A 13,541-nucleotide genomic window follows, 5' to 3' on the forward strand; every position below is an offset into this window, starting at 1 on the left:
ATTCACTATTCGCTATTCAATACTCGCTACTCAATAAATGTCACTTTACCGGTGTCCAAATCATACACCGCCCCAACAATAATTAAGCTACCATTATTAACCGCATCTTCAAGAATACGAGAGCCGTGTTTTAGCTGGGTGACTGACATACGCACGTTGGCTTTAATCCCGCTATTAATCAACTCTTGCTCGTCAATGTCTTGTCCATTGGCGGTATAAATTTCATGCAAGTTGTAAACACTGGGACGAATCCGGTCAACAATCGAACGTAAATTGGGCGAAAACTGCTGATCAGGATTGATTAGTGTCTCCACACAAGCCGTCACCGCGCCGCAATGGGAATGACCCAACACCACGACTAACTTGGTACCGAATTTTTCAGCGGCAAACTCAACCGAGCCAATCTGAGAGGGCGCGACTACGTTACCTGCTACACGAATGACGAATAAATCACCCAACCCTTGATCAAAGACAATCTCAGCCGGCACGCGCGCATCAGAACACCCCAAAATAATCGCAAACGGTTCATGCACATGGGTGAGCGCATTAGACGCTAGCAAGGTTGATTGGGGGTTTTGCACATTCTCTACGAATCGTGCGTTGCCTTGTTTGAGCATCTCGAGCGCTTGCTCGGCAGTTTCGGGACGCGGTAAGTGACTGTTTGACATTTGGTTTTCTCCTTTCACTCAGATACAATAACGAACTGTATGATGATATACAACGCGATATTTTTTATCATTTTAACTTTTTTAAAACATCAAGATGACTTTCTAAAATAACTTCCTAGCTACTATAATACCTCATCGCCTGCCACAGCAATATGCCCATCGGCTATTTGGTTCATAAATTGCGCATAATCTTGGGCATTGCGAGCCGCAGTTTGCTCGGCATACCCTTGCATGACAGCGATGATTTCACTACCATTGCCCAGATAGCCCATAAGCGTATCGGCATTGCCTGCTTTGGTATGCGCATGCGCCAAGGCATGGCCACAGCTTTCAATATATTCGTAAAAATGGGCAGCCGCCATGCTCTCAAGAGACGCGGAATACTTCATGTCCCGCAGCTGCCTGACATAAAAATCCATCTCAAAGTTATCGAGCGATGCATAGCCCAAGAAAATATCACTCGATGCCTGCATCAATTGTTGCCCCTCAACCACGCGCTTGCCTTGATGACTAAATTGTTTTGCCAATAAGGGTGTCAAGATAGACGCTTTGGCTTGCTTCATTTGCAATAGCAGCGGCTCATGGTCGGCATCTTGGAATAATGCCACCGCACACACGGTACCGACACTCCCCACCCCAACTACTTTGAGCGCCACATCGGTAAAATCATAGCGGTCAAACAACACCTGTCTATCTGACTTTAGGGTATCTCGATAAGCGTCAAAAAAAGCCTCGGTACGGCTAAAAAAAGGCTGTCCTCGGCGTGGTGGTCGCTGCAACTCACCATCCGTTTTAAACGCGCGTAATCCTGTGACAGTATCACGCTCAGTCAATTTTGGCAGCATTTTTACCGCATCATTTTTTTTGGCTTTTTCAAAATCGGCGTGACGGCGTTTACGAACAGTCATGTCTTCGGTATTTGCCAATATTTTATGGGTGTCGATTTTTTCATACCACACTTGTAGCGGTGACAAGCTGCAATGCGCTTCTAATCCATCAAGGTAACTGGTCAGCAGTTTTTCGATGGCCTTATAGCCCACCGATTCTACATACTTAAAACTTTGACTGGCGATTAAAATACTGGCAACCAGTCGCTGCAAATCCCATTCAAATGGTGCAACGATGGTTTCATCAAAATCATTAATGCCAAATAATAAATTGCGCTCAGGACTGGCATAACCACCAAAATTACTGACATGACAATCGCCGCAAATCTGCTGAAATAAGCCAGAATGTTGCCCCTGCCATGCTTGGTCAAACAGCATCAAAGCGGGCATCCCGCGAAAAAAAGTAAACGGCGATACACTCATGCGCTTGGCTCGTATGGGTAATAACGCTGCCAACCGACCTTGATTGGACCAATGATAAAGACTGAGCGCGTCGATGGCAGTCGGACGTTGGCTGATGGCAGCCAAGGTTTTTAATGGGTACGTCTTACGCTGCTGTTTGCCAAGCGCAATACTATCTGCTTGGGTTAGTAGCTTGCCTTGGTAGCGATGGCGCGTCAAATCCACACACTGAGCATGCTGTAAGGATTTGGGTAAAGCAATAGCGATGGGCAGCGCGGCTGTTGTGTCCGTTGTTGTTTTTTTGATGGCTGTTTCTTTAGCGGCTGGTTTTTTTGCGGGTATTTTTTTAGCCGTGGTTTGAGAAGCCGTATTGTTTGCACCTGTTTGACTGGTTGTTGTTTGGGCATTTGTTGTTTGAGTGGTTGGGTTTTGAGGCTTTTTTCTGCTAGGCATATATTGTCTCTTAAATATTCAATAGGTAAATGTTCAATCGGTCACTGGCTAAATTATCATCACATAAAAGTCGTTCAAGCTTGCTATTTTAATGGCTTTGGTAAAAAGTTACGTTGCTTATTTGTGCCAAATCAACCCCTTATTAGCCACTAAAATTAGCCTCTAATCAGCCAATAATCAGCCACTAAAATTTTATGAATAGCAGGTGAATTTTCAGTAACATTTTTTAATTTTAGCCGTTATACTGAACGCAACTTTTAACTGTATTTTCACAGGTGAAACTATCGAAAAACTCTGTATTTATGTTGTCATGCTGATTGCTTGACCCGAGCATAAATATGCCATTTTAGCCCGCTATTTTAGCCTTGCCGTGAGATTGTGCCTATGTCCGCATCAACGTCCGCATCAACGCCACAAACCACCCTAAACGCACTGTCAGCTATGCCTGATAGCGCCCAGCCGACCAACCAAAAACCTGTACTACTGCAAATCCGTCATTTATCCAAATCTTATGGCGATACCCAAATTTTGCAAAATATTAATCTAGATATCTATGATGGGGAGTTTTTGACGCTGCTGGGTCCTTCTGGCTGTGGCAAAACTACCCTACTACGCTTGATTGGCGGATTTGAGCTACCTAATGCCGGTAGTTTGCAGTTAGAAGGGGTTGATATTGCAGGCTTACCTGCGGAAAAACGTCCGATTAATACAGTGTTTCAGCAGTATGCCCTGTTTCCGCACATGAATGTGTACGACAATATCGCTTATGGACTAAAACTTAAAGGCGTTTCCAAAACCGAAATCGACCAGCGGGTGCGTGAAGCCTTGGCAATGGTACAACTTGACCATACCATCAATCGTCGTCCGCAAGATTTGTCAGGGGGTCAGCAGCAGCGTATCGCCATCGCCCGTGCCGTGGTTAATCGCCCAAAAATGCTGCTACTTGATGAACCTCTATCAGCGCTCGATGCCAAACTACGTGAGCAAATGCAATCAGAACTCAAACGCTTACAGCGTGAACTGGGTATTACCTTCGTTTTCGTGACCCACGACCAACAAGAAGCCTTGTCGATGTCTGACCGGATTGCCGTCATGAAAAACGGCGTATTCCAGCAAATTGATACGCCCATTGGTATCTATGAATCGCCTGCCAATTTATTTACCGCAAGCTTTATTGGTGAAACCAACTTGTTTAAAGGTAAAGTGTTAGAGGTCAATCCAGCCACCATCAAAGTGGAAGTGGTTGAGCAAAATGACGGCTTTCATCCGATTCGTGAATTGCCCCGTCCAAAATTTGACGTGCAAGTCGGTCAAAATGTCAACTTGCTGCTGCGTCCTGAAGATATCCGCGTGTACTACACCCATGAAGGGCATGAAGGTTTAATCGGCAACGTGGTAGACAGTGCTTATAAAGGCAGTACTTTAGATTCTGTGATTCGATTAAAAAACGGCAATATCGTCAAAACGTCAGAGTACTTTAACGAAGACGATCCAAATTTTAACTATAAACTGGGGCAAGAAGTGCGTATTGACTGGGTCGATGGTTGGGAGTGGATTTTGCCAGATGAATAATACTACTTCACCTTCGACCGCTAGCGTTTCGACTGCTACCGCGCCTGCCGCTGTTATGACAAAACAAGGCGGACGTGGCTTTCAGCGTGCGACCCTGTTTGTGATTTGGGCATGGTTGATTATTTTTGCCCTGATTCCCAATATCTTGGTGATTGCCGCCAGTTTTTTGACTCGGGATGAAGATAAGTTTTTAACACTGCCGGTCACCCTCGACAACTATATTCGATTGATTGATCCGCTTTATTTAAAAGTGTTTTTACATTCGCTGTCGATGGCAGGGATGACCACGATTATCTGTTTGCTGCTCGGTTATCCATTTGCCTACTTGGTCAGTAAAGCGGATAAGAAATGGCAGTCATTATTGATGTTAATGCTAGTGATTCCGTTTTGGACCAACTCATTGGTGCGTCTGTATGCGGTAAAACTCATTATGGCAGCCAATGGTCTGCTCAGCACCCTGCTTATTAACCTTGGGCTTATAAACGAGCCACTGCAAATTTTATATACCCAAAAAGCTGTGATTGGCGGTTTGGTGTATTTGCTGTTTCCGTTTATGGTCCTACCCCTATATGCGGTATTTGTGGATTTGCGTGACGATTATATTTTGGCATCCAAAGATTTGGGCGCTAACAAGCTACAAACCTTTTGGCACGTGATTTTGCCGCTGACTACGCCAGGGATTATCTCAGGGGTATTGCTGGTGCTATTGCCTGCCATGGGCATGTTTTATGTGGCGGATATCTTGGGCGGTTCGCGCAACTTGTTGGTGGGTAATATCATCAAATCGCAGTTTTTGGATGCCCGTGACTGGCCATTTGGTGCCGCGGCGTCCGTGCTATTGACGCTTGCCATGGCATTGCTGATTATCGCATATCGAGCCAGCAGCAAACGCATTGGTAAAACTGTCTACAACGAAGTGGCATAAGGGGGACGCTATGTCTAATACTATGAAATGGCTGTCTCGCCTGTATTTGACCATCGTATATCTGCTGATGTTCTCCCCGATTGCGGTGATGGTGATTTTCTCATTTAATGCCTCAAAAGTCGGCTATCAATGGGGCGGTTTTAGTACCCATTGGTACAGCGAGTTATTTAGTAATGCCGCGATGGTACAAGCTGCCATCAATTCGGTCATATTGGCGGTAGTGGCTGCGACGATTTCTACTGCGATTGGCGGTTTGACGGCGTTAGCGTTACAGCGTTATGACTTTAAAGGCAAATCGATACTACAAAGCTTGCTATTTGTGCTGATGATGTCGCCTGAGATTGTATTGGCGATTTCGCTATTGGCGTTATTTTTGATTGTGGGGATACAGCTGGGGTTTGTGACCTTGCTAATTGCGCACATTACCTTTTGTCTGCCCTTTGTGGTGATTACGGTGACTGCGCGCCTATCTAGCCTCGACACCCGCGTGTTGGAAGCGGCGCGTGATTTGGGTGCCAATGAATTTACCATGATTCGTACCGTGCTTGTACCGATTATTTTGCCTGCGATTTTGGCGGGCTGGGTGCTTGCCTTTACCCTATCACTTGATGATGTAGTGGTATCGACGTTCAATACAGGACCTGAGTTTGAAATTTTACCATTACAGATTTATTCGATGGTGCGTGTCGGGGTAAAACCTGAAGTCAACGCCGTTGGCACAATCTTGCTCGCAATCTCGCTACTGGGTCTGATTATCTCGCAGTTATTACTTGCCAAAAAGTCGATGAATCTACCATCGACCCAAAAACGTTAAGGAGACTTATATGATTTCTCGGATGCTCAATAGAAGACGTTTTTTAGGGTATGGCTTGGGTGTTGGCGGTGCCGTTTTAACAGGGGGTCTGGCAAGTAATCTAACGGGTTGTCAAAAAGCGGGCGAAACCGCGACTAACGCTTCCGCGTCTGCGTCTGCGTCTGCGTCTACTGCCAGTCAAGGTGGCAAGGTCGTCAATGTCTATAACTGGACGGAGTATATCTCTGACCAAGTGCTTAAAGATTTTACCGCAGAGACAGGTATCGACGTTATTTATAGCACCTTTGATTCTAACGAAGCCATGTATGCCAAGCTCAAACTCATGAATGGCAGTGGTGAGTATGATGTGGCGTTTCCGGGTACGGATTTTGTCGATAAAATGCGTAAAGAAGGGATGCTTGAGCCGCTCGACCATGCCAAATTAACCAATTTTGACAACCTTGGCAAAACCTTTATCAATGCCCCTTTTGACCCTGAAAACAAGTTTAGTATCCCCTATCTGTGGGGCTCATCAGGCATCGCAGTCAATACCAAACGCATTGCTAAAGCAAGCTTGAGCAGCTGGAATGACTTATGGCAACCGGAATATGAAGGGCGTGTCATGCTGATGAATGACATCCGTGACGTGTTCACCATGAGTCTATTGACCCTTGGCTATAACGGCAGCACCAAAAATCCTGAAGCCATCAAACAAGCGTATGAAAAACTCACCAAGCTGATGCCCAATGTGCGTACCTTTAACTCAGATGCACCGCGCATGCCGTTTATGGAAGGGGAAACTTACTTGGGCTTGGCTTGGAACGGTGAAGTCATCATGGCGCAAGACCAAGGGATGCCAGAGCTGGACTTTGTGTATCCAAAAGAAGGCGCTATTATGTGGATGGATAACATGGTCATCCCCAAAAATGCCAAAAACAACGACAATGCCCATAAGTTTATCGATTTTATCTTGCGACCCAAATACGCTGCCATGATTAGTGAAGAAATCGGCTACGGCTCGCCCAATGAGGCGGCGAAAAAAGAAATGCCGCCTGAGCTTGCTAACAATCCGATTGTGTATCCGCCAGCTGATTTGCTAAAACATGCCATGTTTCGTGAAGACGTAGGCGATGAGATAATGGCGCTGTATCAGCAGTATTGGGATAGGCTCAAAGTGGATATGTAACAGACAAATTGGTAAAAAGCGGTACTAAAAAATACACTAAATGAAGGAGTATCTATGAAATCAAAAATAGAAAAGCTTATGTTAGGGTTCTCATTGCTACCGCTATCGTTATCAGCTGTTGCTTATGATAAAGCCGATGAACGTATCATTGACCAACATATGCAAATCGTGGTGGATAGCATCAAAGCCAAACAAATCGCGCCGATTATGGCGTTGATGCCGCCGCAAATTTTTGTGGTAATCGGTGAGCGTTTTGATATGGATGCTGCTACCCTCAAAACCCATATGATACAAACAGCAGATGACACTTTCAAAGATATGGCTACCGCCAAATTTAGCTATCGCTATAATTTGAGCAAAGCCAAAGTCTATCAGTCGACCACTGGGCGCGAGTATGTGATATTCCCGACAACATTCACGATGGATGATATCACTATCAACAGCCATGTCGTGGCGATTCAAGATAAGGTGGATGACACTAAAAAATGGTATATCGTACGTATCGAATCCCCTGCACAAATTGAGTTTATCAAACAAGCTTATCCTGATATCACTGATATACAAATCCCAGATTAAAAGAATAAAAGAGTAAAAGAGTAAAAGAGTAAAAATTTAATAGTTTAAAAGCGAAAAAAGCGGGCTTATGATTAAGTCCGCTTTTTTTACCTTAAAAATCTGCTTAGCGCATGGTGACAAACTCTTCTGAGCCAGTCGGATGAATCGCCACCGTGTCATCAAAGTCACGTTTGGTTGCACCCATTTTGATAGCAACAGCAAAACCTTGAATCATCTCATCGACGCCAAAACCTACACCATGCAAGCCCACCACTTTTTCTTCCTCACCCACACAAATCAGCTTCATGTGACACGGCTCACGATGCTTGGTCACTGCACTATACATCGGGGTAAAATTGGATTTATAGACTTTAACCGCATTGATGCCATAGCCTTTGACCGCCTCTTCTTCGCTCAGCCCTACAGTACCAATCGGTGGATGGCTAAAAATCACGCTCGGCACTAGGTTATAGTCCAAATGCTCATTGGGTTTGTTGTTAAACAAGCGCTCAGATAATCGACGACCTGCTGCCACCGCCACTGGGGTCAATTGAATACCATGTTCGATGATGTCGCCCACCGCATAGATACCTTCGACATTGGTATTTTGATAGGCATCAACTTTGACAAAGCCTTGCTCATTGACTTCAACGCCTGCTTTATCAAGATTAATGGTATCGGTTGCAGGTGCGCGACCCGTTGCCCAAATCAAACAATCCACCGTCAAGGTCTCATTGTTTGACAATTCAATGCTCAATGAGCCATCCTGGTTTTTGCGTATTTGTTGTGGCAGCAATCCATAATGAAATTCAATACCATCATCGTGCATGATATGGGTGAGCGTGGTGACAATGTCGGCATCAAAGTTTTTGAGCACCCGCTTGCTACGCACAATCAGATGGGTTTTTGAGCCCAATGCATTCATCACCCCTGCAATCTCGACACCGATATAGCCTGACCCCACAATCGCTACCCGCGGTGGCAACTCGGTCAAGTCAAAAAAACCATCCGAGTCAATACCCAACTCTGCCCCTTCAATCGCTGGGCGAACAGGCCGACCGCCCATTGCTAGTAAAATATGGTCAGCGGTAATGGTCTCTATTGTGCCGTCATTTTTATACACCTCAACGGTATGTTTATCGGCAAATTTGGCAAAACCATGAATCACATCGACTTGGTTATTTTTGAGGCCATTGTTGTACGACTGATGAATACGGGTGATATAAGCTTGGCGACTTTGTACCAATTTGGCAAAGTCAAATTGTTTAACATCCAAATCAAAGCCATAGTCAGGCGCATAATGATTTATCGCCGCTGCCATATTGGCGCCATACCACATCACTTTTTTGGGCACACAGCCAACATTGACGCAAGTACCGCCTAGCTGCTTGGCTTCAATCAAGGCACATTTTTTACCATAGCTGGCAGCACGGTTGATGGATGCAATGCCCCCTGACCCACCACCAATCGCGATATAATCATAATGTTTGCTCATAATTCTTCCTGTTTTTTGGTCATTTTCAAAATTATATGTGGTTATTTTACCAAGTTTTGGTGGTTAGAAAAGTTGTTAATTCTCACCTTTCTCATTGATAAAATAAAACAAATCAGCGCTTTTTTTGAATAATTTTAATGAAAAAGGTTTAAACACCCTTGCGTCACCGCAAAAGGCATCAGATAAAATCGGGTTTTTTTGGGTTGGCAAAATTCAATCGGCTGTGCCATTAACTGCGTGCTTAGTGTTGGGACAATCAGCCAAGCTTCATCGGCATCAAACTCACTGGCGTAGGTAAGTAGTTGGTACATATCTGCCAAGCTTATGTCGTTGAAAGTAGCAGTTTTTTTCCATTTCACATCGGCGATAATGAGTTTATCGGCAGACCTTAGCCAAATATCGGGTTTGATGGTTAACCCTTGCTGCACGGTCAATGGCTGTCTTTTTTGCTCAACTAGCTCAAAACTCTGTGCTGCAAATTGTTGTTGGATTTTCCTGCCCACCCATTTTTCAAAGGCAAATGGCATATTCACCAGCCAAGTTGGGGTCAAAAACTGCCCTTGGCTACTGGCTTGTTGTAGCGTGAGCAGCGCATAACAAAAGCTGATAAAAGTATAATTACGCTGGGCAAGCAGACTGGGCAACGCGGTCAATTCTTGCAGCGCTTGAGAAAATAAGGTGTCGTATAAGTTTTTGGTAACCGTACCCACTGCCTGCCATTGGCTCGGTAATGGGAAAGCCATGCTGCCAATCACCCGCTCGATGGTGGTCTTCACCAAACGATTGCCAGCGGTATCCATCGCAAAATTTTCAGTCTGATGATAAAACTTATGCGGCTGGTGGAGGTTATGCTGCAATTGCTCTTTGACCAGTAATTTACCTTGCAGATAAGGCTGATTTTGCTCAAATTGCTGATATTGCTGATTGGGCACATACTGCGCAAATCCCTGCCAAAAATATGCCTGCAGCCACTCGCTAAGCGATAGCGAATGATTGCTGGGTGGAGGATTGGGGGCTGGAGGATTGATGAGTAGTTGATTGGCTAGATTGGGTAACGACTTGGGCAATAAGGCTTGCCACACTGCTGTCAGCATCTGTTGTACCCATTGACGGGTTTGGGTAACTTCATCAGCATGAGTGATTTGGCTTTGTGCAAGTTTTGGCAAAATCTCAACTTGCCCGCCACTGGGCAACCCAATCACACCGATATAGTGGCGTACTTTGAGTTGCCACCGCTGCTGTTTACGCTCAATGCGAAAAACGTCAAAATTTTGCTCGATAAGCCAGTCAAAATCCTGCCTATCGTCAAAATCTGCCGCGGTCAGGCAACTATGTTCAAACGTGATGATGGCTTTCATTGGGCGCTTTGATAGATTGCAAGATAGCTATTTGGGTCATCAAGCGCTTGGGTATTAATATCAAAACCCGCTTGCTGCGCCATAAATCCCGTGGCTTTTTTGTTATCAACTAGCCTGATAAAGCGTTGCCCAAAGACTGCTTGCAAGATTTGTCCATGGTGCTGGCAGGCTTGCGCCACTTGTGGGATGATGGATTGGCTAAACGCAGCGCTTAACGCTTGCAGCGAATCAATACCCCACAAAAAACTATGCCCTAACTGACTGTCTTTTGCCAAATTCTGCGAGATTCTTTCATTCAATGCGGTCAACAATTTGGCTAAATCAATCTCAATCCCATTTACCATCACTTTACCCAATAACTGTGACTGCGGTTGACATTCAATAAATTCAAAACGGCGGCGAAATGCCATATCGAGCGGCGCCAATGAATGATCTTGGCTGTTCATGGTGGCGTAGATATCGACATTGCTAGGCACACTAAACGGCTGACGCGAATACGCCAAATTCACCGACAAGCTATCTGTCTGTCCTGCGCGTTTCGTCGGCTCAATCAAACTCATCAACTCCCCAAACACGCGGGCGACATTGGCGCGGTTGATTTCATCAATCAACATGGCATAACGGTGGCTAGGGTCATGTTTGGCTTGTTGACACAGTCTAAGAAAAGCGCCTGACTCAATGCGATAGCTCATCTGCCCATTGTCCGCGATGTGGGGACGAATCCCTTCGACAAATTCTTCATATCCATACGCTTGATGAAAACTGACAAAACTAAAGCGTTCTAGCTTTGGCTGTAAATAGTTGGGCTGAAACTGGCTATGAATCGCCGCTTGGTAATCATCGAGTTTGTTTTGCAAATCTGCTAATAACGGCAAGCTGTCTGCTAATAAAAACCAATTACTGCTATCGTCTTTATCAAAATACGATTGGCTAGATTTATTTTTTACCAATACATTTTTGGAATCTGCAGGACTAAATTGCTGTAGCGTTGACCATGCTGTATTGGCAATTGCCTTTTCGCGGTGGTTAATTTTTAGCTTAGTAACAAAGAATAAGTTGTTAGTAATTTCAGCAACTTTAAGTAATGACTTTCCCTTTTTTCTTTCATCTAAAAATACTAAACAAATCACCTCTCGCCAGCTTAGTGGCTTAAGCAAAGCTTTTAGCAATTCATCCGCATTGGCTACCGGCAATAGCTCGGTATAGCGTTTTGCGATTTGTTGCAGTCGGTAGGTCTTACCTGTCCCTGCTACGCCCGTATAGATAATATTTTTTGGCCGCTCACTCATGACAGATTATCACTCACGATAGTCATACCTGCCGCTTTTGCCGCACGTGTACCACCCGTCAAATGGACGATATCCCGATTTGGGTCAATCTCATTGAGCAAAGCGACAGCTTTGGCGGCTTTGCTGCCACCACCGCATAGCACATAGACGGTGCCATCCGTGGTTGCCAATAACTCTGCCGTCAGCGTATCCAAGGGTTGGTTTTTGGCACACTCAATATGTCCTTGCGCAAATGCTTTACTATCCCGCACATCCCAAACGGTATCGTTTGCGGTGGCAGAAAAGTCGGTAATGGCTAGTTCACGAATCATGATTACCTCTCAATTTTTAATGTCTATTTTGTGATGGCTTATTATGGATAAGCTGACGAAATTTATCAAATCAGCGATTAATAACCAAATGTTTTCATCACCTTAACTATTTTTATCAAGTTTCTGACAAATTATGATTTATAATTCATTCCAATATTTTATGTATCTTAATTTTCACTTAAACTTTTATTATCTAAGGAGGGTAGACATCATGACAACCATTTCAACCGCGCACCCTGATCATCAGCATATCGCGCTACGCAATGACCCAAAAAAGGTTGCCGTGGCATCCATGATTGGTACGGCTATTGAGTTTTATGATTACTATATTTATGCCGCCGCTGCGGTATTGATTTTTAATACCCAGTTTTTTGATAAAACTGATGAAAAAGCGGCGATGCTTTACTCGCTTTCGACGTTGGCATTGGCATTTATTGCCCGCCCTTTCGGTTCAGCGTTATTTGGTCACTTTGGTGATAAACTCGGTCGCAAAAAAACCTTGGTGGCCTCTCTGCTCACGATGGGTTTATCAACCGTAGCGATTGGTTTGCTACCGACTTATGCCCAAGTAGGCGTCATTGCCCCATTATTGTTATGTTTACTTCGTGTGGGTCAAGGGATTGGGCTTGGCGGTGAATGGGGCGGTGCTGCCTTGGTCGCCACCGAAAATGCGCCAGAAGGCAAACGTGCTTGGTATGGTACTTTCCCGCAGTTAGGCGCGCCGATTGGGTTATTTTTAGCCAACTTAGTGTTCTTTTTACTCAGTTATTTTTTAGGAAAAGATGCCTTGGTCGAGTGGGCATGGCGCATCCCGTTTCTTATTTCAATCGTGCTTGTGGGTGTGGGTCTTTGGGTACGTTTAAGCCTGCATGAAAGCCATGTATTTCTTACCGCTGAAGCCGAAGGCAAAAAAGTTAATGCCCCTGTGTCAAAAGTCATTACCCAATATTGGCGTCCGATTATGCAAGGCACATTCTTGATGGCGATGACTTATGTGATTTTTTATATCATGACTGCGTTCGTACAAGCGTATTCAAAAAGCCCGGCAAAATTATCTTCTTTTGGCTTCCCAACTGGGTTAGGTATTGCCCCAAATACTTTTACTGGCTTTTTATTGGTGGCTGCGATTGTGTTTGGTATTTTTACCAGTATTTCAGGGATTGGGGCGGATAAAATCGGTCGTAAAAAATGGCTGATTGGCGTGACTATCTTATGTATGGTGTTTGCCTGCTTTATGCCAATGCTGCTCAGCAATGGTACACCAACCACGGTATTTATTTTCCTCATTTTAGGCATGGCATGTATGGGTATGTCATTTGGTCCAATGGCAGCGCTATTACCAGAGCTGTTCCCCACCGAAGTACGGTATTCAGGTGCGTCACTGGCTTACAATCTAGCGGCGATTGTGGGTGCATCGATTCCTGCGATTTATGCCATCAAAATCAATGAGCAATATGGCATGAAAGGTGTGGCTATATATATTGTTATTAATGGTATTATTTCTCTCATCGCCTTATTCTCAATTAAAGAAACCAAAAATATCGATTTGATGGATTAAAACATAGATTAAAAGATAGACTGAAAACTGATAGCTAAAAAACGCTGGCAAATGCTAGCGTTTTTTTTTGCCCAAGGCGGTTATAATAA

General features: G+C 44.6%; 12 protein-coding genes. 6 read left to right on the forward strand and 6 right to left on the reverse strand.

What is annotated here, in order from left to right; genetic code table 11:
* Positions 1-26: 26 nt before the first annotated feature.
* Positions 27-668 (reverse strand): carbonic anhydrase, encoded by a 642-nt coding sequence (locus LAJ61_RS01725; protein WP_224054237.1) that lies wholly within the window; start codon positions 666-668, stop codon positions 27-29.
* A 122-nt stretch (positions 669-790) separates the two neighbouring features.
* Positions 791-2,410 (reverse strand): DUF2252 domain-containing protein, encoded by a 1,620-nt coding sequence (locus LAJ61_RS01730; RefSeq protein ID WP_224054238.1) that lies wholly within the window; start codon positions 2,408-2,410, stop codon positions 791-793.
* Between the two features lie 384 nt (positions 2,411-2,794).
* On the opposite strand from LAJ61_RS01730, the gene potA reads away from it, so the two are divergent.
* The 5 genes from potA to LAJ61_RS01755 are packed head-to-tail and all read left to right on the forward strand — an operon-like array spanning position 2,795 to position 7,462.
* The gene (potA, locus tag LAJ61_RS01735) at positions 2,795-3,982 is read left to right on the forward strand and encodes a spermidine/putrescine ABC transporter ATP-binding protein PotA (RefSeq protein WP_409034976.1); all 1,188 of its coding nucleotides are present in this window, start codon (positions 2,795-2,797) and stop codon (positions 3,980-3,982) included.
* 55 nt (positions 3,983-4,037) lie between these two features.
* Complete coding sequence (gene potB / locus LAJ61_RS01740; RefSeq protein WP_224054779.1) at positions 4,038-4,907, forward strand: spermidine/putrescine ABC transporter permease PotB; 870 nt, start codon at positions 4,038-4,040, stop codon at positions 4,905-4,907.
* Positions 4,908-4,917: 10 nt separating this feature from the next.
* Positions 4,918-5,721 (forward strand): spermidine/putrescine ABC transporter permease PotC, encoded by an 804-nt coding sequence (potC, locus tag LAJ61_RS01745; protein ID WP_198510933.1) that lies wholly within the window; start codon positions 4,918-4,920, stop codon positions 5,719-5,721.
* A 10-nt stretch (positions 5,722-5,731) separates the two neighbouring features.
* Complete coding sequence (locus LAJ61_RS01750; protein WP_224054239.1) at positions 5,732-6,886, forward strand: ABC transporter substrate-binding protein; 1,155 nt, start codon at positions 5,732-5,734, stop codon at positions 6,884-6,886.
* A 54-nt stretch (positions 6,887-6,940) separates the two neighbouring features.
* The gene (locus tag LAJ61_RS01755; protein ID WP_224054240.1) at positions 6,941-7,462 is read left to right on the forward strand and encodes a hypothetical protein; all 522 of its coding nucleotides are present in this window, start codon (positions 6,941-6,943) and stop codon (positions 7,460-7,462) included.
* Positions 7,463-7,565: 103 nt separating this feature from the next.
* On the opposite strand, the gene gorA is transcribed toward LAJ61_RS01755, so the two are convergent.
* From gorA to LAJ61_RS01775, 4 genes are all read right to left on the reverse strand, one after another.
* Positions 7,566-8,936, reverse strand: a complete 1,371-nt coding sequence (gene gorA, locus LAJ61_RS01760; RefSeq protein WP_224054241.1) for a glutathione-disulfide reductase — start codon at positions 8,934-8,936, stop codon at positions 7,566-7,568.
* 134 nt (positions 8,937-9,070) lie between these two features.
* Positions 9,071-10,294 carry a 5-methylcytosine restriction system specificity protein McrC gene (locus tag LAJ61_RS01765; protein WP_224054242.1) on the reverse strand — a complete coding sequence of 408 codons (1,224 nt, stop codon included), beginning with the start codon at positions 10,292-10,294 and terminating at the stop codon, positions 9,071-9,073.
* Complete coding sequence (locus LAJ61_RS01770; RefSeq protein ID WP_224054243.1) at positions 10,291-11,583, reverse strand: McrB family protein; 1,293 nt, start codon at positions 11,581-11,583, stop codon at positions 10,291-10,293. The genes LAJ61_RS01765 and LAJ61_RS01770 overlap by 4 nt, the downstream gene beginning before the upstream one ends.
* Positions 11,580-11,894, reverse strand: a complete 315-nt coding sequence (locus LAJ61_RS01775) for a rhodanese-like domain-containing protein (protein ID WP_224054244.1) — start codon at positions 11,892-11,894, stop codon at positions 11,580-11,582. The genes LAJ61_RS01770 and LAJ61_RS01775 overlap by 4 nt, the downstream gene beginning before the upstream one ends.
* Before the next feature lie 208 nt (positions 11,895-12,102).
* On the opposite strand from LAJ61_RS01775, the gene LAJ61_RS01780 reads away from it, so the two are divergent.
* Positions 12,103-13,452, forward strand: a complete 1,350-nt coding sequence (locus LAJ61_RS01780; protein ID WP_409034987.1) for an MFS transporter — start codon at positions 12,103-12,105, stop codon at positions 13,450-13,452.
* Positions 13,453-13,541 lie beyond the last annotated feature (89 nt).

This window comes from Faucicola osloensis (assembly GCF_020041925.1).
In the GTDB taxonomy this organism is placed as follows: domain Bacteria; phylum Pseudomonadota; class Gammaproteobacteria; order Pseudomonadales; family Moraxellaceae; genus Faucicola; species Faucicola osloensis_D.